Source organism: Salicola sp. AFF1 (genome assembly GCF_056783195.1).
On the sequence record NZ_JBXAYL010000006.1, the window covers coordinates 134,849 to 154,672 of the forward strand.

At 60.3% G+C, this 19,824-nt stretch carries 15 protein-coding genes, 2 tRNA genes and 2 pseudogenes; 8 read left to right on the top strand and 11 right to left on the bottom strand.

The genetic code is table 11. The features are described 5' to 3' along the window. Positions 1 to 5: 5 nt before the first annotated feature. A complete protein-coding gene (fadB, locus tag AC1RQI_RS05850) occupies positions 6 to 2,153 on the bottom strand; it encodes a fatty acid oxidation complex subunit alpha FadB (protein WP_481904022.1) in 2,148 nt (715 codons plus the stop codon). Positions 2,154 to 2,421: 268 nt separating this feature from the next. Between fadB and AC1RQI_RS05855 the strand changes: the two genes are divergently transcribed. After that, a complete protein-coding gene (locus AC1RQI_RS05855) occupies positions 2,422 to 3,348 on the top strand; it encodes a hypothetical protein (RefSeq protein WP_481904023.1) in 927 nt (308 codons plus the stop codon). 20 nt (positions 3,349 to 3,368) lie between these two features. Next, complete coding sequence (locus AC1RQI_RS05860; RefSeq protein ID WP_481904024.1) at positions 3,369 to 3,803, top strand: universal stress protein; 435 nt, start codon at positions 3,369 to 3,371, stop codon at positions 3,801 to 3,803. On the opposite strand, the gene AC1RQI_RS05865 is transcribed toward AC1RQI_RS05860, so the two are convergent. The 6 genes and pseudogenes from AC1RQI_RS05865 to AC1RQI_RS05890 form a co-directional block, all read right to left on the bottom strand. Beyond that, a complete protein-coding gene (locus AC1RQI_RS05865) occupies positions 3,804 to 4,358 on the bottom strand; it encodes a hypothetical protein (protein ID WP_481904052.1) in 555 nt (184 codons plus the stop codon). It abuts the gene before it with no gap. Beyond that, positions 4,350 to 4,877: pseudogene (locus tag AC1RQI_RS05870) on the bottom strand (ATP-binding cassette domain-containing protein); the annotation flags it as partial. The pseudogene AC1RQI_RS05870 and the gene AC1RQI_RS05865, both read right to left, overlap by 9 nt. Then, a pseudogene (locus AC1RQI_RS05875) lies at positions 4,863 to 5,741 on the bottom strand (ATP-binding cassette domain-containing protein); the annotation flags it as partial. The pseudogenes AC1RQI_RS05875 and AC1RQI_RS05870, both read right to left, overlap by 15 nt. Beyond that, positions 5,738 to 6,670: a chemotaxis protein CheV gene (locus AC1RQI_RS05880; RefSeq protein ID WP_481904025.1), complete on the bottom strand. Its 933-nt coding sequence runs from the start codon at positions 6,668 to 6,670 to the stop codon at positions 5,738 to 5,740. The gene AC1RQI_RS05880 and the pseudogene AC1RQI_RS05875, both read right to left, overlap by 4 nt. Before the next feature lie 108 nt (positions 6,671 to 6,778). Beyond that, positions 6,779 to 6,854: transfer RNA gene (locus AC1RQI_RS05885), tRNA-Gly, on the bottom strand. A 137-nt stretch (positions 6,855 to 6,991) separates the two neighbouring features. After that, a complete protein-coding gene (locus AC1RQI_RS05890) occupies positions 6,992 to 7,597 on the bottom strand; it encodes a DUF924 family protein (RefSeq protein ID WP_481904026.1) in 606 nt (201 codons plus the stop codon). Between the two features lie 129 nt (positions 7,598 to 7,726). Between AC1RQI_RS05890 and AC1RQI_RS05895 the strand changes: the two genes are divergently transcribed. The 6 genes from AC1RQI_RS05895 to pta all read left to right on the top strand — a co-directional run bounded on the left by AC1RQI_RS05895 (position 7,727) and on the right by pta (position 15,255). After that, complete coding sequence (locus tag AC1RQI_RS05895) at positions 7,727 to 8,626, top strand: TIGR01777 family oxidoreductase (RefSeq protein ID WP_481904027.1); 900 nt, start codon at positions 7,727 to 7,729, stop codon at positions 8,624 to 8,626. Next, a complete protein-coding gene (locus AC1RQI_RS05900) occupies positions 8,623 to 9,225 on the top strand; it encodes a hypothetical protein (protein ID WP_416634677.1) in 603 nt (200 codons plus the stop codon). The genes AC1RQI_RS05895 and AC1RQI_RS05900 overlap by 4 nt, the downstream gene beginning before the upstream one ends. A gap of 51 nt (positions 9,226 to 9,276) precedes the next feature. Further along, a tRNA-Glu gene (locus AC1RQI_RS05905) sits at positions 9,277 to 9,352 on the top strand. Between the two features lie 153 nt (positions 9,353 to 9,505). Further along, positions 9,506 to 11,908 carry a bifunctional diguanylate cyclase/phosphodiesterase gene (locus tag AC1RQI_RS05910; protein WP_481904028.1) on the top strand — a complete coding sequence of 801 codons (2,403 nt, stop codon included), beginning with the start codon at positions 9,506 to 9,508 and terminating at the stop codon, positions 11,906 to 11,908. 9 nt (positions 11,909 to 11,917) lie between these two features. Beyond that, the gene (locus AC1RQI_RS05915) at positions 11,918 to 13,120 is read left to right on the top strand and encodes an acetate/propionate family kinase (RefSeq protein WP_481904029.1); all 1,203 of its coding nucleotides are present in this window, start codon (positions 11,918 to 11,920) and stop codon (positions 13,118 to 13,120) included. After that, positions 13,120 to 15,255, top strand: a complete 2,136-nt coding sequence (pta, locus tag AC1RQI_RS05920; RefSeq protein WP_481904030.1) for a phosphate acetyltransferase — start codon at positions 13,120 to 13,122, stop codon at positions 15,253 to 15,255. The genes AC1RQI_RS05915 and pta overlap by 1 nt, the downstream gene beginning before the upstream one ends. 6 nt (positions 15,256 to 15,261) lie before the next feature. On the opposite strand, the gene der is transcribed toward pta, so the two are convergent. From der to hisS, 4 genes are read right to left on the bottom strand one after another with little or no spacing between them, the layout of a single operon-like run. Continuing rightward, positions 15,262 to 16,689, bottom strand: coding sequence for a ribosome biogenesis GTPase Der (gene der, locus AC1RQI_RS05925; RefSeq protein WP_481904031.1), 1,428 nt, complete (start codon positions 16,687 to 16,689; stop codon positions 15,262 to 15,264). Positions 16,690 to 16,694: 5 nt separating this feature from the next. Beyond that, positions 16,695 to 17,858 carry an outer membrane protein assembly factor BamB gene (gene bamB, locus AC1RQI_RS05930; protein ID WP_481904032.1) on the bottom strand — a complete coding sequence of 388 codons (1,164 nt, stop codon included), beginning with the start codon at positions 17,856 to 17,858 and terminating at the stop codon, positions 16,695 to 16,697. Next, positions 17,858 to 18,505, bottom strand: coding sequence for a YfgM family protein (locus tag AC1RQI_RS05935; RefSeq protein WP_416634683.1), 648 nt, complete (start codon positions 18,503 to 18,505; stop codon positions 17,858 to 17,860). The genes bamB and AC1RQI_RS05935 overlap by 1 nt, the downstream gene beginning before the upstream one ends. A gap of 3 nt (positions 18,506 to 18,508) precedes the next feature. After that, positions 18,509 to 19,807: a histidine--tRNA ligase gene (gene hisS, locus AC1RQI_RS05940; protein ID WP_481904033.1), complete on the bottom strand. Its 1,299-nt coding sequence runs from the start codon at positions 19,805 to 19,807 to the stop codon at positions 18,509 to 18,511. Positions 19,808 to 19,824: the final 17 nt, after the last annotated feature.

Genomic DNA, 19,824 nt, shown 5'->3' on the forward strand with positions numbered 1-19,824 from the left:
AACGATTAGCCATGGAACTTCTTGCCGGCCTTGGCCATCTCACGCATGCCCTCGGTCGGGTGATAGAGCGGCCCCAGGTCCTTGTACTTGTCTGCCATCTTGCAGAACTCATCCAGGCCAATGTCGTCGATATAGCGCAGCGCGCCACCGCGGAAGGGCGGGAAGCCGATGCCGTATACCAGCCCCATGTCCGCCTCGGCGGCCGTACCCACGATATTGTCTTCCAGGCACCGCACGGTCTCGATGCACAGCGGGATCATCATGCGCTCGATGATCTCGTCGTCGGTGAACTCCTGGTTGTTATGGACAACCGGCTTGAGCAGATCGTAAGTGGTCTCGTCCACCACCTTCTTCTGCTTGCCCTTCTTGTCCAGTTCATACTGGTAGAAGCCGATGTCGGACTTCTGACCCAGCCGATCCTTCTCGAACATCACATCAATGGCACTCTTGTGCTCGTCCTTCATGCGGTCCGGGAAGCCTTCGGCCATGACTTCGTTGGCGTGCTTCGCGGTGTCCATGCCCACAACGTCCAGCAGGTAGGCCGGGCCCATGGGCCAGCCGAACTTCTCCATGACCTTGTCGACTTTCTGGAAGTCGGCACCGTCACGAACCAGTCGCGCAAAGCCACCGAAGTACGGGAACAGGATCCGGTTGACCAGGAAACCGGGGCAGTCGTTGACCACGATCGGGCTCTTGCCCATGGCGCGGGCGTAGGCCACGGTCGTCGCAACGGCCTTGTCACTGGTCTTCTCACCGCGGATCACCTCAACCAGCGGCATCATGTGTACCGGGTTGAAAAAGTGCATGCCGCAGAAATTCTCCGGACGCTTGAGGTTCTCCGCCAGGCGATTGATGGAAATGGTGGAGGTGTTGGTGGTGAGGATCTTGTCCTCGCCAATCACGTCCTCGGTTTCCCGAAGAACCGAGTCTTTCACCTTCGGATTCTCGACAACCGCCTCAACCACCAGGTCCACGTCGCCGAAGTCGCCGTAGTTCAGGGTCGGATGGATGTTGTTGAGCACGTCGCCCATCTGGTCCGCGCTCATCTTGCCCTTGTCGACGCGCTTGCTCAGCTGCTTCTTGGCCTCGTCCAGGCCCAGCTGAATGCCATCGCGGTTGATGTCCTTCATCATGATGGGCGTGCCCTTGAGCGCGCTCTGATAGGCGATACCACCGCCCATGATGCCGGCGCCCAGTACAGCGGCCATCTGCACCTGGTTAGCCTGCTTCTCGTAATCTTTCCCCTTCTTCTTGAGGTCCTGGTCGTTCAGGAAGATCTGGACCAGCGAAGAAGCAGTGCCGGTCTTGGCCATCTTGGCGAAACCGTTGGCTTCCACCTCGATCGCCTTGTCGCGGGTCATCCCGGCATGCTTCTGCATGACCTTGACCGCTTCCACCGGCGACGGGTAATTCGGGCCGGATTGACCGGCAACATAGCCCTTGGACGTCTCGAACACCATCATGCTTTCCATGGAGTTGAGCTTGAGCTTACCGGTCTTCTCCTCACGACGCGCCTTGAAGTCAAGCTTGCCGTTGTTGGCTTCCTTGAGCATGTCGATGGCGGCGTCAACCAGCTGGTCGGACTTGACCACTGCGTCCACCGCATGGGCCTTCAGCGCCTTGTCAGCCTTGTGCTCGCTGCCCATGCAGATCCATTCAATGGCGTTGTCAGCGCCGATCAGGCGGCTCAGGCGCACGGTGCCACCAAAGCCGGGGAAGATGCCCAGCTTGACTTCCGGCAACCCTACCTTGGCCTTGTCGTCCATGACCCGGAAGTCAGTGGACAGGCACATCTCGAAACCACCACCCAGAGCCTGGCCATTGATGGCTGTGACCGTCGGGAACGGGAGGTCTTCAATGCTGTTGAAGATCCGGTTCGCCTTCAGGTTGTTGTTGACGAGTTCCTCTTCGGGGCCGGCAAACAGGTCCGTAAACTCTGTAATGTCGGCACCCACAATGAAGGTATCCTTGGAGCTGGTAACCACCAGCCCCTTGAGCTGCGTCTGTTTTTCAAGGGCCTCGGCCGCTTCGCCGAGTTCTCCGATGGTGAGCTGGTTGAATTTATTGACAGACTCACCCTTCAGATCGAAGTCGAGCTGTGCAAAACTGCCTTCGATCTCTTTAACCGTGATGGCTTTACCTTCGTAAATCATCAACTGTTCTCCAGGTTGTGATTGGTACGTCGCTGGCCGTAACGCGATCCAAATTCATACAGTCGTTTGAATGCGACGCTAACGATGAAAAAAAACCGAGCGTTTGTCAATTTGTTTATTCGCCAAGACCCGGTGTGAAAGGCTAACATCCCTGCTCCGTCGGCATTCGAAGGAATGCCCAAGCTTGCTACACTGTACAGGATGACCGTATCAGTGCCAGAACTGGCCAGCACACAGTAAATCCGACAACCGGTGGAGACGATTCCCCATGACGCGACAGAATTTCCGCACCCCTTTCAGCATTGGAGCGGCCCTACTGCTCGCCCTTTCCCTGCTTACTCCGGCGACCGCGCAGGAAAGCTCCAAGGGAAAGGGGGCTCCTGGCACGGGCTTTGGCCCCGAAAGCGCTGAACAGGAGACCCCCGCTGGCGACCAGGCTGCAACGGAGACCCAGCTGGACCCCATGGCCGAAAAGCTGCTGGACAGCGTTCACCGGTTCCGGCTGCGCAACTTCATGGCCCTGAACGACTATTACAACTACACGACGGATCCGGACGAAGAACTGGTCTCCCGAATCACCGACAACATGGATCAATCCCGTCAACTGCTCGGCAAGATCGAGAGCCAGTCCGGCGAGTCGTTGAGTGATTCCCAGCTCAACGAGCTGAAGAAAACCTACGAGAACTTCGCCAAGCAGATGGATACCAACATCGAGGACGTGCGCAGCTCCGGCTATCCAGACCTGCGACTGCTGTCGGACATGGCCAACCAGGCCCAGACCCTGAGCAAGCTCTCCGGCAAGATCTACAGAAAGGTGGCCGGGCAGGAAAGCACCCCAACCCAGACCAACCTGGAGCTGGCCCGTGAGGCCGCCATCACCATGGCCGTGATGGTCACCCGCTATTCCGCACGCTCCTCCTCTTCCGTAGCCCAGGTGTTCCAGGGTGCTGACATGGAAAAGTCGCTGGACGAGCTTTCGAAGGACTTCGAGAACAATCTTGAAAAGCTCCGTGCCCGGCTCGCCAACGATCAGCAGATTGCCGCCACGCTGTCGGACGTGAACAACAAATGGCGCTTCATTCGCGGCTCCTACATCAACTATGATGAGGAGAATGTGGCGTTCGTGATCAACCGTTATTCCAACAGCATCATTCAGGGCCTGGAAAAGACCATTGAGCGCCTCAAATCAGCTTGAAGGGCCACGGAGGAACCCCCATGAGTGACTATCAACGCATCCTGGTTGCCATTGACCTCACCGAGGAGGCGCCAGAGGTACTGCTCAAGGCCAGACATCTGGCGGAAAGCAACGGCGCAACACTGGAGCTGCTGCATGTGGTGGAGCCCGTGGGCTACGCCTACGGTGGTGATCTGCCACTGGATCTCAGTGACCTTCAGCAACAGCTGGAGGATAATGCGCGCAACAAGCTGGCCGACTATGGCAACCAGCACGGCATCGATTCCAACAACCAGTACCTGATCGTAGGCCGGCCCGGATCAGAGATCCGCAAGCAGGCAGAAGAGCGCGGTGCCGACCTCATCGTGATCGGCAGCCACGGTCGCCACGGCATCCAGTTGTTGCTGGGTTCCACCGCCAATGCCGTCCTGCATGGCGCGCCCTGCGATGTGCTGGCGGTTCGGATTGGCGGCTGATCAGCCGCTGGCCATTTCCTCGAGCTCCATCCAACGCTCCATGGCGGACTCAAGCTCGGATTCCCGGGCTGAGAGTTCGCCCAGCGTTTTCTCTACGGTCTCATTGGCCTGCTGATAGAAGGCGGGGTCCGATACCTGCTCGTGCAACCCGGCGATTTCGGCCTCCAAATCCCGGATACGCTGGGGCAATTGCTCAAGTTCCAGCTTGTACTTGTAGCTCAGCTTGTTGCCCGAGCCATTGCCGGAAGACGGAGCGCTCTGGTTGCCGGATGAGCGGGCCCTTCCCGTCTCCGAACCGCTCCGCCGACCACTACCGCCGCCGGAAGCCGCTTTCTCCGCAGGAAACTGGCCCCCTTCACGACGCCAGTCACTGAAACCACCGATGGTCTCGTGGACACCCCCCTCACCATCCAGAAACAGCACGCTGCCGGCCACATGATCCAGGAACTCCCGGTCGTGGCTGATCACGATCACGGTTCCCGTGAACTCGACAAGCTGCGCCTCCAGAAGTTCCAGCGTATCCACATCCAGATCATTGGTCGGCTCGTCGAGCACGAGGATATTGGCGGGCTGGCTGAACAGCTTGGCCAGGAGTAGGCGCGCCCGCTCGCCGCCGGACAGCATTCGCACCTGGGTGCGCGCCCTTTCAGGGGTAAACAGAAAGTCCTGAAGATACCCCATCACATGCCGGCTGCGGCCGTTCACCTCGATGGTTTCCCGTCCTTCACTGAGGTTTTCGAATGCCGTCCTTTCCGGGTCCAGCTTGCCCCGCAGCTGATCAAAATAAGCCACTTCCTGCCGGGTGCCGCGCCTTATCTGCCCCTGTGTGGGTTCCAGGTCCCCCAGAAGGAGTTTCAGCAGGGTTGTCTTCCCCGAACCATTCTCACCCACCACCCCGATCTTGTCGCCACGCAGCAGCATGAAATCAAGGTCCTGAATCAGCGGCTGACTGGGTTCCCAGGCAAAACCTGCTTCCTGCGCCTCCGCAATCAGCTTGCCGGACCGTCCGGCGTCCTCCACTTCAATCTTCGCCTTGCCGGAGCGTTCACGACGCTGCCGGCGTTCGGCGCGCATGGCCTCCAGGTTTTTCACGCGTCCCTGGTTACGGGTTCGCCGCGCTTTCACTCCCTGCCGGACCCAGCGCTCCTCCTGGGCCAACTTGCGATCAAACTCTGCCCGCTGGCGTTCCTCATCCGCCAGTGCCTTCTCCTTGGCCTCCAGGTACTGTTCGTAATTGCCGGGCCAGGACGTCAGAGCACCGCGATCGAGTTCAATGATCCGTGTGGCCATGGCCCGGATAAAGGCCCGGTCGTGACTCACGAACAGCACTGCCCCGGAAAATTGCGCCAACGCCTCCTCGAGCCACCGGATCGCGGGCACATCCAGATGGTTCGTGGGCTCGTCCAGTAACAGGAGGTCGGGGTCAGTCACCATCGCCTTCGCCAACAGCACCCGTCGCTGCCAGCCACCTGAAAGGGTATCCAGGCGCGCGTCCGGATTGATTCGATACTGCTCAAGAACCGTCCTGATACGCTGGTCGTAAAGCCAGCCATCCAGCGCCTCCAGACGCTCCTGAACCTGCTGCATCTGCCGGAGATCGTCCTCGTCACTGGCCGTCATGGAGAGTTCATTGAACCGCTCCAGCAGGCGCCCCGTTTCCGGAAACGCCTGCGCCACCACCTGATAGGCCGTCAGATCCCGCCTCTCGGGGAGTTCCTGGGGTAGCTCAGCTACCCGCATACCGTCCGGAACGGCGACTTCCCCGGCATCCGGCTCAATAGCACCGGTAACCAGACGCAACAATGTGGATTTCCCTTCGCCATTACGGCCAAGCAACGCCACGCGTTCGCCGCGCTCAATGCGCAGGCTGGCGCCGTCTAGAAGGGGATGCATACCAAAAGCAAGCTGGATCGAGTCCAGAGTCAGAACCGTACTCATGAATCGCTGTCAGACACCCTGCGCAGATAGTTCTGGACAAGCTCCGCCAATTCGTCCGGACGGAACTTGGATAGAAAGTCGTCACAGCCGACGCGCTCCACCATGGCCTGATTGAACTCCCCGCTCAAGGAGGTGTGCAGTGCCACGTACAAGTGCTTCAGCTGTGGATTCTCACGGATCTCGGTGGTCAGGCGATAACCGTCCATTTCGGGCATTTCGGCATCGGTGATGACCATCAGCAACTCATCCAGCTCACCGTTCGCCGCCATGCTTTTGAGCTTTTCAAGCCCCGCCGCGCCATTATTGGCGGTGATCACTTCGAGACCCAGTTGCTCGATGGTATCACGGGCCTGGTTCAGCGCCACCGGAGAATCATCCACCACCAGAATCCGCTTGCCCTGAACCGCAGCCACAACGTTCTCATCAATCAGCCCTTCTGGAAGAGAGGTGGTATAGGGGACGATTTCAGCCAGCACCTTCTCCACATCAATGATTTCAACCAGCTGTTGCTCATGACGGGTGATTGCGGTCAGGTAATGCCCTCTGCCAGTGGTCTTCGGCGGCGACTCAATCTCTTCCCAGTTCATATTGAGGATGCGCTCAACTCCCCCAATCAAGAACGCCTGCATGGTCCGGTTGTACTCGGTAATGATCAGGCTGGCATCCTCCGTCACCTCCTGGGGCTTCATACCAATGGCCTGACTCAGGTTGATCACCGGCACTGTCATGCCCCGGATATGGGTCACACCCACCACCACCGGGTGGCGCTTGGGAATGGCCGTGAGTTTCGGCATGGGCATAACCTCACGCACCTTGAACACGTTGATCGCAAACAGTTGCCGGCCATGCAGCCGGAACAGGAGAAGCTCCAGCCGGTTACGCCCGACCAGACGTGTGCGCTGATCCACGTTATCAAGCAGTCCCGCCATGGGGTGGCCTCCAGAAAGGCATGGTTGTTAGCACAGTGTAGCTGAGTAACACCGTTAAGGGGCAGGAAAACAAAAGCCCGGCTCGAGGCCGGGCTTTTGTTTGAAATCTGGAGCGGGAAACGAGATTCGAACTCGCGACATCCACCTTGGCAAGGTGGTGCTCTACCAGCTGAGCTATTCCCGCTTTTTTGTGATGGGACTGGCTTTGCCCTCATCGACAGGTGCGTATTTTACTGATCAGCTGAGCGTCGTCAACCATCAGATTGCACTCTAGCCTTACCGTCTTATGAGTCAGGTCACCACAGGGAACTGCACCACCCTCTACTGACCAAAAGTGAGTCCCTCTTCTTCCAGAAAGACGGCCTCCGCACTCGTCGTGTGGCGGCCCAAAGTCCGGTTCCGGTGAGGAAAGCGACCGAAACGTTCGATGATCGCGGCATGATCGCGCGCACTGCGATGAAACTGACTCAGCACATCCCGAAGGCGCCCTTCCGCGGTCCGTTCAAGCTGCTCGTAGAGTGCCACGCCCTCACGTTGGAGCTGGCGATTCTCGGCATGCTGAAAGGGCATGTAGAAAAATGCTCTCTGGATCGCGGGCAGTGTCACGTCACGCCCTTGGTCCACGCCTTCACGTGCCAGACGCTGGGCCAACGGATCATTACGGAACGCCATGGCGGTACGCCGGTAGATGTTGCGGGAAAACTGATCCAGCAGCAGGATCTCGGCCAGAGCCCCTCCGGGTTTGCGGCGCCAGTCTTCCAGCCCCTCTTCCGAGGCCAGCAGGACCATGGAGGAAAAGCGTCGACGCATGGCGCGATCAAAACGGCGACTCTCGGTGAACCACTGCTCACGATACGATTTTCCGGGGACCCCGTCGTCATCCAGGGGGCCAAACCAGAAATCCAGAATGTAGGGCCATTCGAACATAAGGGTAGAATATCAGGGCACTGCAGGCGCAGCCATCCGGGATCCGTGAACGGTTTCCTGGCCGGCCTCCCCGCCTCATGCCACTATGGGCCATGATCCGGTCCGGATTGAACCGCTACGGGAGCCTTTATGAGCCAGCATATCTTGATCACAGGCGGCACCGGTTTTATTGGCCAACTCCTGTGTCACCAGTTCCAGAGCGAAGGCCGCAGCCTGACCGTGCTGAGTCGCCGCAGTGAAGCCAAGGTCCATAGCCTTTGTGGCCGCGTACGTGTCATCCACGATTTGAAAGAGGTGCCCGGGCTTCCCGCCATCGACGCGGTCATCAATCTTGCCGGGGAAGGCATCGCCGAGAAACGCTGGACACAACGCCGGAAGCAAGAGCTGTGGGACAGCCGTATAACCTTTACGGAGGAACTGGTCAGCCAGCTCAAAAGCCGCGAGACCCTCCCCGACGTAATGGTCTCTGGATCCGCCGTGGGCTACTACGGGGATCAGGGCAAGCGGGACGTGACCGAAACCACGGAACCGCATGATGAGTTTACCCACCGCCTGTGTGCCGCCTGGGAAGCCTCGGCCAACCGTCTTGCTGATCAAACCCGTGTCTGCCTCTCACGTACCGGGCTTGTTATCGGTCGGGACGGCGGATTCCTGCAGCAAATGCTGCCACTCTTCAGGCTTGGGCTGGGCGGGCGCCTGGGCAATGGCGAACAATACATGCCGTGGATTCATCGCCACGACATGGTCCAGGGACTGATCCATCTTCTGGACTCCCCCGAACTCAGTGGTCCGTTCAACCTCACGGCTCCTGAACCGGTGACCAATGCGGAATTCACCAAGGCACTGGCCCAGGCCCTCGGCCGCCCCGCCTGGCTGCCGGTGCCGCCATTGGCCCTGAAGCTGACACTTGGCGAAATGGCTCGACTCCTTCTTACGGGCCAGAAGGCACGCCCAGAGCGGCTGCTGGCCTCCGGCTTCAGCTTCCAGTATCCGAGAGTAGAACAGGCACTGGACGAGGCCGTGGGATGACCCGCTGCCGTACGCTTGCAGTGCTGGGAGCAATCCCCTTGCTGGCAATGGCGGCGGCCACGCACGCCACAAGCAACGACAAGGCTTTCAAGGGAGCCAGCTATCAGGCCTGCGGACTGATCGCCAGTCAGTACCTGACGTCCGTCCAGCTGATGCAGCAGGGCCTTTCCCCGGCCATACTGCAGGATACACTCCCTGGGTTGAGCGAAGCCGGCGCGCAACGTATCGACCAGCTCCACAGAGCACTCGAGGAAAGCGGCGCGACCGCGACCTACTCCCATATCCACGCCCGCTTTGCCCGTTGCGCGCAAAGCGTCCATGACCAGAACGGTGAGCCCGACCCTGGAACACGGGAGTACCTGTTCTACCGCTGCGCTGGCGAGAACAAGATTCGTTACGAGATTGCTCTCGCCGCGTTTGCCGGCGGTGAGCTTGATGAGGTGCAAGGACAGCTGTCACCCCGACACAAACCGATTGCGGAAGCCCTGTTCCAGCGCTACCAGAAAACAGGCGCGGCCACGGTATTACGTGAGATCGGCACAACCTTTAAAGCCTGCCTCAGGGAACCGGCGGAGCCCTCAGGCAAAGAAAATGGTTGACATCCGGCGGGCGCTCCCCTAAAGTGCGCAATCTCTAACGCAAGGCGTCGCGTCCCGTTCGTCTAGTGGTTTAGGACACCGCCCTTTCACGGCGGTAACAGGGGTTCGAATCCCCTACGGGACGCCATTTTTCCTTCCCGAAGTTCTCCTTCTGTGATCTCAGCCGCCCATTAAGCTGTCATGTGAACGACAGACTCATGCGACGAGCCAGGTCCTTGCTGCTATAGTGTGACGGATCTGTAATCCAACCCCGACGACACTGGACTTGAGTCGCCGCCTAATGGGTAACCCGCTGTTCTGGTCACGCAGTTCCATCATCCGTTCGCCTTTGTCTCTGCGGTTACTGGGCTTGATCGTGCTGTGCAGTTCGATCTTTACCCTCGTCACCGCGGCAACCCAGGTCTGGGTAACCTACCGCTCGGATGTTGCCAGCATCGAGAAACGGCTCACCGTCATCGAAGCCGGCTACCGCCAGAGCCTGACCAACAGCGCCTGGGCCATCGACCGTGACCTTATCCAAGCACAGCTGGAAGGCATCACCAGCCTTCCCGACATCGCCCATGCCCAGCTCGAAATCGAGCCCACAGGCGGCATCCGCGCCGGCGCCCTGCCTCAGGACGCCCGCACTGCCACTCATGATTTCAACCTCAACCACGACGGCGAAACGCTGGGCCATGTAACCGTGACAGCAAGCCTGAGAGGAGCCTGGGACAACCTCAAGCGCAACATCCGCGTTATCCTGACCACCCAGGCCCTACGCACTTTCTTCCTGTCGCTTCTCTTGTTGTGGATTTTCCACTATTTCGTGGCCCGCCACCTCACGTCCATGGCCAACTACGCGCGCCGCTTCTCATTGCGCAACCTGGATGAGCCCCTGACGCTCGATCGCCGCTCCCATCCACTCCGACGCCAGGACGAACTGGACCAGGTGTCCGATGCCATCAATAACATGCGCCAACGCCTGCGACAGGATCTGGAACGCCAGAAAGCGGATGAAGCGGAAATCCGTAAGCTGTCCCTCGCACTGGAGCAGAGCCCCTCGTCAGTGCTCATCTGTGACCCCAGCTGGCGCATCGAATACGCCAACAACAAGTTCCTGCAGCTCACCGGTTACCACCGCGAGGACGTGGTGGGTCATCACCCTGCCTTCCTTACCGCCGACACCTTAAGCGAGGAGGAGAACCGTGAGCTGTGGAACAACGTCCGGCTCCAGGTTCAGCGTGTCGGCGTCTGGCAAGGGGAGATGCAGCGCACACGGGACAACGGCGAACGGTTCTGGGAGCAGGTGGTCGTCACCCCCATCCGCAACGAGAACGAACACCCCTCCCATTACTTGATCTTGGGAGAGGACATCAGCATCCGCAAACGCTACGAGCAACAGCTTTTGCGCCAGGCCAACTACGACATCCTGACCGGCCTGCCCAACCGAATGCTGGCCCTCGACCGGCTCAAGCTCGCTCTTGCACAGGCCCGCCGGGATCAGACCATGGTCGGGGTCATGTTTCTGGACCTGGACAACTTCAAGCATGTGAACGACACCATGGGTCACGACGCTGGCGACAACATGCTGATCGAGGCCTCGCGCCGGGTCTCCGCCTGCCTGCGGGGCACCAGCACCGTCGCCCGCCTTGGTGGCGATGAGTTTCTCGTTATCCTGCCTTCGCTGACCTCCCCAGAGGCAACAGAACAGGTCGCCGACCGCATCCTCCAGACATTCATACCACCGTTTCACCTGGCTGGGCAGGAAGTGTTCGTGAGCACCAGTATTGGTATCGCCATCTATCCCGGCGACGGCGAGAACAGCACCAACCTGCTGCAGAACTCCGATGCCGCTATGTACGAAGCCAAGAACCGGGGCAAGAGCGCCTTCCAGCGCTTCTCACCAGAGATGAAGCAGGTTTCCCGGGAGCGACTCCAGACGGAAAGCCTGCTCCGGCGCGCCCTTGAGATGCAGGAGTTCGAGCTGCGCTTCCAGCCCATACTGCGGCTGGGCGACAGTCGCGTCATGGGAGCAGAAGCGCTTCTTCGCTGGCACAACCCGACCCTGGGCATGGTGCCTCCGGAACGATTCATTCCACTGGCGGAGGAAACCGGCCTCATCATCCCTATCGGTCGCTGGGTGATTCGCGAGGCCTGCCAGACGGTCAGCCGCTGGCAGAAGCAAACGGGTGAACCCGTGGTCATGGCGGTCAATGTCTCCCCCCGACAGTTCAGGGATCCACATTTTGTTGAAACCGTCAGCGCAGCGCTCGACGAAACCGGGCTGGAAGGCCAATACCTGGAACTGGAGATTACCGAAAGCCTGATTCTGGACAATAATGTCGAAACGGACCGGGTTCTACGCGAACTTGACGCCATTGGCGTGCGCCTGTCCGTGGACGACTTTGGCACCGGCTACTCCGCGCTGGGCTATCTCAAGAACTATCCCTTCGACACGCTCAAGATCGACAAGTCCTTCGTGGGCGATCTGAATCGCGACTCTGACGACACTGCCCTGGTGCGCGCCATCATCCACATGGCGCACAGCCTGGGGCTTCAGGTCGTGGCAGAAGGAGTGGAACACCAGGACCAGATTGAGTTTCTCAATGCAGAGCGCTGCGACCAAGCGCAGGGGTTCCTTTTCACCCACCCACTCAATGAACACGAATTCCTGCTCTGGTGCAGTGACCACACGCACGGTTAGGATGCCGTTATGGATCAACAGCACGTACTCATCATCAACGCCGGCAGTTCCTCGCTCAAGCTCACGCTGGCGGCACTGCCCGATTACCAGGTTCTTGCCGCCTTTCTGGCCGAGCAGCTGGAAACCGATACCCCGAAACTGCACCAGAAGGCACCACAGAGCACCAGCACATCGCTGACAAGCGCAAGCACGCATCAACAGGCTCTTGAGGCCTGTCTGGCCCGCTTGAACGAGCAGGGGCTGCTCACACGCGAACCGGACGCCGTGGGTCACCGAGTCGTCCATGGCGGCGAAGCGTTTGCGGACTCGGCCCGGATCGACGAACGGGTTACAGCCGCCATCGACGCCTGCAGCCCACTGGCGCCCCTGCATAACCCGGCCAACCTTGCAGGCATCCGGGCCATACAGAGCCTCTACCCGGAATGTCCCCAGGTGGCGGTATTTGACACAGCTTTCCACCAGTCACTGCCTGAAGCAGCCTATCATTACGCCATTCCTCACAGCCTTTACGAGGAACACGGCGTGCGCCGCTACGGTTTCCATGGCACGAGTCACCGCTGGATCCTGCAACAGGCTGCCCATTGGCTGGATCGCGAACCCGCGCAAACCAGTATCATCTCCGCGCACCTGGGCAACGGCTGCAGCGTCACGGCCGTGCGCGACGGACGCAGCGTGGACACCAGCATGGGCCTGACCCCCCTGGAGGGGCTGGTCATGGGAACCCGCAGCGGCGACGTTGACCCAGGGCTGTTCGATTTCCTGCTGCGCCGCGGCTACAGCGCCGAAACCATCCATACCATGCTCAACCGCGAAAGTGGGCTTCTGGGGCTCTCGGGCATCAGCCATGACATGCGGACCCTCACTGAAGCCGCCGAAGACGGCCATCAGCAGGCGGATCTTGCCATAAACGTGTTCTGCTTCCGGCTCGCACGCTACATTGGGGCCATGATGGCATCGCTTGACCAGCTGGACGCACTCGTATTCACCGGTGGAATTGGCGAGAACAGTCCCCTGGTCCGGCAGCGGACTCTGGCCCATCTGGGAATTTTCGGCCTGGCGCTGGATGAAACGGCCAACAGCAAGGCGGGAACGGAGGCAACGACCGCCCTCCAGAAGCAAGGAACGCCGCCCGTACTGGTCATCCCCACGGATGAGGAACAGATGATTGCGCTGGATACACAACGCCTGACCAACGCCGGGAGCACCACCTGATGGCCCAGAACCTGTTCATTGCCCCGACTGACCTCCATTCCGGGCTCACCTCTGTCTGTCTGGGCCTGGTTCGGGCGCTCGATCGCCTCGGACTGCGTGTGGGCTTCTTCAAGCCGGTGGCTCAGAGTGCCATGGACGACGAATCCGACGCTTCCATCCACTTCATACGCGCCCGCACAAACCTGGAACCCGCTGCGCCATTGGCCCTGCGCGAGGCCCAGCAACGGGTCAACGAAGGGCGTTCCGGCGACCTTATGGAAGAGATTGTAAGCCGTTACCACGAGACCTGTGAGGACTGTGACGTTGTCATCGTCGAAGGCTTGGTGCCGGACAGCCAGGAAAGCTACACCCAGAGACTGAATGTGGAGATGGCCCGGAATCTGGACGCTCAGGTCATCCTCGTGAGCGCTCCCGGCGAGCGTACCCCCGCCGAACTGGGCGAGCGCCTGACCTTCACCAGCCGGATTTTCTCCGAATCCGGCGAAACCCCCGTGATTGGCGCCATACTCAACCGCCTTGGCGAACCAACAGGGCACACCCTGCCGCTGGCGGCCGATGATACCGAACCGGACCCGACGCCCGACTGGACCAGCGAATGCCCGCCGTTGCAGGACGACACCCTGAAGCTGATAGGCGCCATTCCATGGCGCCCGGAGCTGGTTGAGCCAAGGGTCAGTGACATCGCCCGGGAGCTGGACGCGGAACGCCTCCACAGCGGCGACATGGACAGCCGCCGCGTGCGGCGCTTCAGCATCGCTTCCCGCACCATACCCAACATGGTGGCAACCCTCAGGCCGGGCACGCTGGTCGTTACGCCCGGGGACCGTGAAGACATCATCGTCGCCTCCGCGCTGGCAGTGCTTTCAGGCATTCCCCTGGCCGGGCTCGTACTCACTGGCGGGCTCAGACCCAGCGAGCAGACCCTCAACTTCTGCCGTTCAGCGCTGGAGACCGGGTTGCCGATCATGACCTCCACCATGGACACCTACCACACCACCCACTGCCTGGCCTCCATGGCCATTGCCGTGCCGGTTGACGACACGGAGCGCATCGAGAAAGTCATGGAAACCACCGCCGAAGCCATCGACGCTGAATGGCTGCGCGACCAGCTGGCCGTGGACCGCGAGCCCAGGCTCTCGCCGCCGGCTTTCCGGTACCTTCTCACGCGCCGTGCGCGCGAGGCCGGCAAACGCATCATCCTGCCGGAGGGCGATGAGCCGAGAACGCTGCAGGCAGCCGCCCGCTGCCAGGAAAAAGGCATCGCCGACTGCGTACTGGTGGGCCAGCCCGAGCAAATCCACTCAGTCGCCCATTCGCGGGACATCTTCCTGCCTGAGAACCTCCAGATCATTGACCCAGAGACCGTACGGGACAGCTACGTGGACAGCATGGTTGAACTGCGCCGGCACAAGGGCATGAAGCCGGATATGGCCCGCGCGCTGCTGGAAGACAACGTCATGCTGGCGACACTCATGGTTGCCCTGGATGAAATGGATGGTCTGGTCTCCGGTGCCGTCCACACAACCGCCAACACCATTCGGCCCGCGCTGCAGCTGATCAAGACCCATCAGGCCGCGCGGATTGTCTCCTCGATCTTCTTCATGTGCCTTCCGGACCAGGTGCGCGTCTACGGTGACTGCGCCGTAAACCCGGACCCGGATGCCGAGGAACTGGCGGATATTGCCATCCAGAGTGCGGACTCAGCCGAAACCTTTGGAATCACCCCAAGGGTGGCCATGATCAGCTACAGCACGGGGAGTTCCGGCAGCGGCGAAGAAGTGGAAAAGGTGCGCAGAGCCACCGCCATCGCCTGCGAGCGTCGCCCCGACCTGTTGATCGACGGGCCACTCCAGTACGATGCCGCCGCCATTGAAAGCGTGGCCCAAAGCAAGGCACCGGACAGCCCCATTGCCGGACGGGCCACCGTCTTTGTGTTCCCGGACCTCAACACCGGCAACACCACTTACAAGGCCGTCCAGCGCAGCGCCAACGTGGTCAGCATCGGCCCCATGCTGCAGGGCCTGCGCAAGCCGGTGAACGATCTTTCAAGGGGCGCCCTGGTGGAAGATATCATCTTCACCATTGGGCTGACGGCCATCCAGGCGAAGCAGGTGGCGGATCAGGGGCTGGCCTGAAACGCCTCAGGCGCGCTTCTTGCGGCGGCGCTTGGTCTGCTTTTCCTTTTTCTTGACGTGCTCCATCAGGCGCGCCTTTTTCTGTTTCTGGCGCTTGTTGAGGGTGTTCTTGCGCCCCTCAAAAGGATTCTCCGGGGAACGGAACTCGAACCGAATCGGCGTTGCTTCAACCTTAAGGACCCGACGGTAGGTGTTCTCCAGATAACGCTGGTAATCCTTGGGCACGGCATCCGCCTGGGTACCATGGACCACGATTCGCGGGGGGCAGGACCCGCCCTGGTGCGCATAACGCAGCTTGATGCGGTGCCCCCGCACAATGGGCGGCGGGTGCTGGGTCACCGCGTCCTGCAGGATGCGGGTCAGGTGATTGGTTGACCACTTGGCCATGGCCGAGTCGTAACCCGCATCAATGGCCTCATAAAGATCGCCCACACCAGTGCCATGAAGGGCCGAAATAAAGTACATACGGGCGTAATCAAGAAACCCCAGCCGCCACTTCAGGTGTTCCTTCAGCCACCGGCGATCTTCAGGGTCCATACCGTCCCATTTGTTGACCGCCACCACCACGGCACGCCCTGCGTCCAGGGCGAAGCCGATCAGATGCATATCCTGGTCGACAAGCCCCTCACGGGCGTCAATCATGACCAGCACCACATGGGCGTGTTCAATGGACTGGAGCGTCTTGACCACCGAGAACTTCTCGACCTTCTCCTTCACCTGGCGCCGCCGGCGCACACCAGCGGTATCAATCAGGGTATAGTCGCGATCCCGGCGACTGAAGGGGATCCGTATGCTGTCACGGGTGGTTCCGGGCTCATCATAGACCACTACCCGCTCCTCGCCGAGGATACGGTTAACCAGCGTTGATTTGCCCACATTCGGCCGGCCTATAATGCCCACCTGAATGCGCCCTTGCTCTTCCTCCTCCGGTTCTTCCTCCGGCAAATCCTCGTCGCCGAGCACGGCATCCAGCAACTGCCGGAGCCCCCGGTTATGAGCAGCGGAGACACAATGAAGGGGATCAAAGCCGAGGCCATAGAACTCGGCAGCAGCCTGGTCCTCGTCCTGGCCGTCCGTTTTGTTCACCACCAGATGGGCGGCAACACCCTGGTGGCGGAGTTGGTCCATAATATCCTGATCACCAGGTGTAAGGCCGGCACGGCCATCGACCACAAAGAGCACCGCATCGGCCTCCTCAATGGCAGCCTCAGCCTGGTCTGCCATTAACTGGTCAACGCCGTCCTCGTTACTGGCAAGACCACCGGTATCAATGGCGATGAAGCGACGACCATGGTGTCGACCCTCACCATACTGGCGATCACGGGTTAGCCCCGAAAAGTCAGCAACCAGGGCATCCCGGCTGCGTGTAAGCTGATTGAACAGGGTGGACTTGCCCACATTGGGGCGGCCGACAACGGCGATAACGGGTATCATGGCGTTCAGTGCTCACTTTCCCGTATGTGGTAGGAAGCCAGCCAGCCTCCGTTACCAAAGACAATCACACGATCACGGAAACGGACAGGATTCGAGCGCAAGCCTTCGTCATCGACCCGCACACGCCCGTCAATGCTCCCGTCCCCGGTATTTACGGCGTACAGATACCCTTCGAAATCGCCCACCATTGCGTAATGACCCAATGCCACCGGGGCCGTTGGCTGACGCCAGGCCAGCTTACGGTGGCGCCACAGCTCACTGCGCGAGCCACGGTCAAAACCCACCAGCGTCCCGTCCGCGCCAGCGGCAATCACTTGCCCGCCAAAGACAGCGGGTGCCTTGAGACTGGACAGTTCCCGGCTCCAGAGCTCTTCCCCGGAACGCAACGACAAGGCTGAAAGCGTCCCTTGGTAAGCCCCCACGTAAACGGTGTCGTCCACAACATGAGGTGAGGCATCCACGTCCACGAGTCGCTCCAACTCCGTTCTCCCCGCCGGCTTCGCCAGTCGTTGCTCCCACTGGACAGCGCCGCTGCTTGCATCCAGTGCCACAACACGACCATTGTCAAAACCAGCAATCACACGACTGCCATCCAGCCAGGGCGTGGCATTACCGCGGAAGCTCAGCACCGGCATGTTGCTGTCGTACTGCCAGCGCCGAGCACCACTGGCCTGATCAAACGCCAGAAGCTCTCCGTCAATGGTCTGCACGACCACATAGCGCCCATTGCTCTGGGGCGGCACCAGGGATTCGTTGGGCAACGAGGTGCGCCACTGTTCCTCCCCTTCACGGGATAGAGCAATCAGCTCACCATTGCGGCTCACCACATAGAGGTGGTCCTTGTCCACACCGACACCGGCGACAAGGTTTTTATCCAGTTTTTCCCACCAATCCCGACGCCCGTTGCGTGCATTATAAGCGGTGAGATAACCGTTCTCGGTAGCCGCGTAGACGGTGCCGTCATGGACTCCAGGCGACAGAAAGAGATACTCGCCATCCATGCCATCGGCAACACGCCGGCTCCAGATTTCCTGAACCGCCACATCACCCGACGCCTCCGGCTCCGGTGCTGGCTGCTCACGCGTGTCTGAACTGCTGCATCCGGCAACCAGGAACCCAGCCAGCACACAGAAAACGACGCAGCGCCAGGCCGCGGTAGGTGTCCGCATCAACCCTCCTCCACTACGGCAAGGTCGTTCAGCTTGAATTCGAGCAAGCGGTCATTCACGTCATCCCCCTGAGCCTCACGCGCTGCCTGATAGGCTTGAACGGCAGCCTTGTCATTACCCAACGCGTGATGCGCATCGCCCTTGAGCTCGTGAACCAGCGGTGCAAACTCCCCCGCCTCTTCAATGCCTTCAAGCGTCGACAGTGCGCCTTCACGATCGTCGCTGGCCAGCTGGGCGCGAGCCAGACGCAGACGGATCACGCGTGGCAGGGGGTCGCCTTGTGCCTGCTCCAGGGCCCAGGACAGCTCGTCCACCGCTTCCCCGGGACGAGACTCCTGCATATAGATACTGGCCGCCACCATCGCGGAAAACACCGCGTAAGGACTGTCCGGCTGACTGTCCTTGAGGTTGTCCAGTGCGTACTCCATGGAGGAAAGCCGCTTGTCGGTTTCTTTCTCGGACTGAAGCGCACTGATCACGCTGTCAAATCCCTGGCGAGCTTCCGCACGGGCCGCCGCCTCGCGGGCTTCCCAGTACTTCCAGCCGGCGAAACCCAGAACGACGATGGCGATGCCCATCACAACGCTGGACCCATTCTGCTTCCACCAACGCTTGAACGCTTCCCACTGTTCGTCTTCTTCGGCCACTGTCTATGCTCCCTGTTCGTCCGTTCTCTGACCGAGGCGCGCCTCGCAGGCCGCCACCAGTTCGGATTGCATGAATCGCTGCTGTTCCGTGTTCGCAAGGTCCTTGACACTGACCTCACCCGCCGCTGCTTCTTCCGCCCCCAGGATCACCGCCAACCTGGCACCGGAGGCATCCGCCTTCTTCATGCGGCTCTTGAAGCCGCCACCACCGCAGTGGGTGACCACCCGGCGGGATGGCAACGCATCCCTCAGGCGCTCTGCCAGGCTGAACGCCTGACCGGACAGACTGTCGTCCATGCCCAATACATAGATGTCGGCCTCCCCATTAACCCAGTCCGGGATCAGCTCCTGGGTCTCAAGGAGCAGGATCAATCGTTCCAGGCCCATGGCGAAACCGATAGCGGGGGTGGCGCGTCCGCCCAGCTGTTCAACGAGGCCATCGTACCGGCCACCGGCACAGACCGTGCCCTGGGCGCCGAGCGCATCGGTGGTCCACTCGAACACGGTTTTCCCGTAATAGTCCAGCCCTCGAACCAGCCCCGTGTTGATGCTGTAGGTAATACCGGCCGCATCCAGACGCTCGCACAGTCCCTGGAAATGATCGCGGCTTTCCGTCCCGATGTAATCGGCCAGGGCCGGCGCTTGCTCCAGAATACGCTGGGTCTCGGGGACCTTCGAATCCAGGATCCGCAAGGGATTGGTGGTAATGCGACGCTGGCTGTCCTCGTCCAGCTGCTCCCGATAATTCTCGAGATAGGCTGTGAGCGCTTCGCGATAGCGCTGGCGATCCTCGGCCGTGCCCAGCGAATTGATCTCCAGGTGGACCCGGTCGGCAAGCCCGAGGGTCCGCCAGAACCGCGCTGTCATCAACAGCAGCTCGGCATCAATGTCGGGGCCCTCCATACCAAACGCTTCCACGCCAATCTGGTGAAACTGGCGATAGCGCCCTTTCTGGGGGCGTTCATGGCGGAACATGGGGCCGATGTACCAGAGGCGTTGCTGTTGGTTGAACAACAACCCGTGTTGCTCCGCGGCACGTACGCAGCCAGCAGTGCCTTCCGGCCTGAGAGTCAGACTGTCGCCGTTTCGGTCCTCAAAGGTGTACATCTCCTTTTCGACGATGTCGGTGACCTCACCGATGGACCGACTGAACAGCTCGGTTTTCTCCACAATGGGCATCCGGATCTCGCGATACCCGTAACCATTGAGCACATTCTCCAGGATGCGCTCCACGTACTGCCAGATCGGCGATTGATCCGGCAGTATGTCGTTCATTCCACGAATTGCCTGTATTCTGGCCAAGGTTCTCCCCTGTTCGG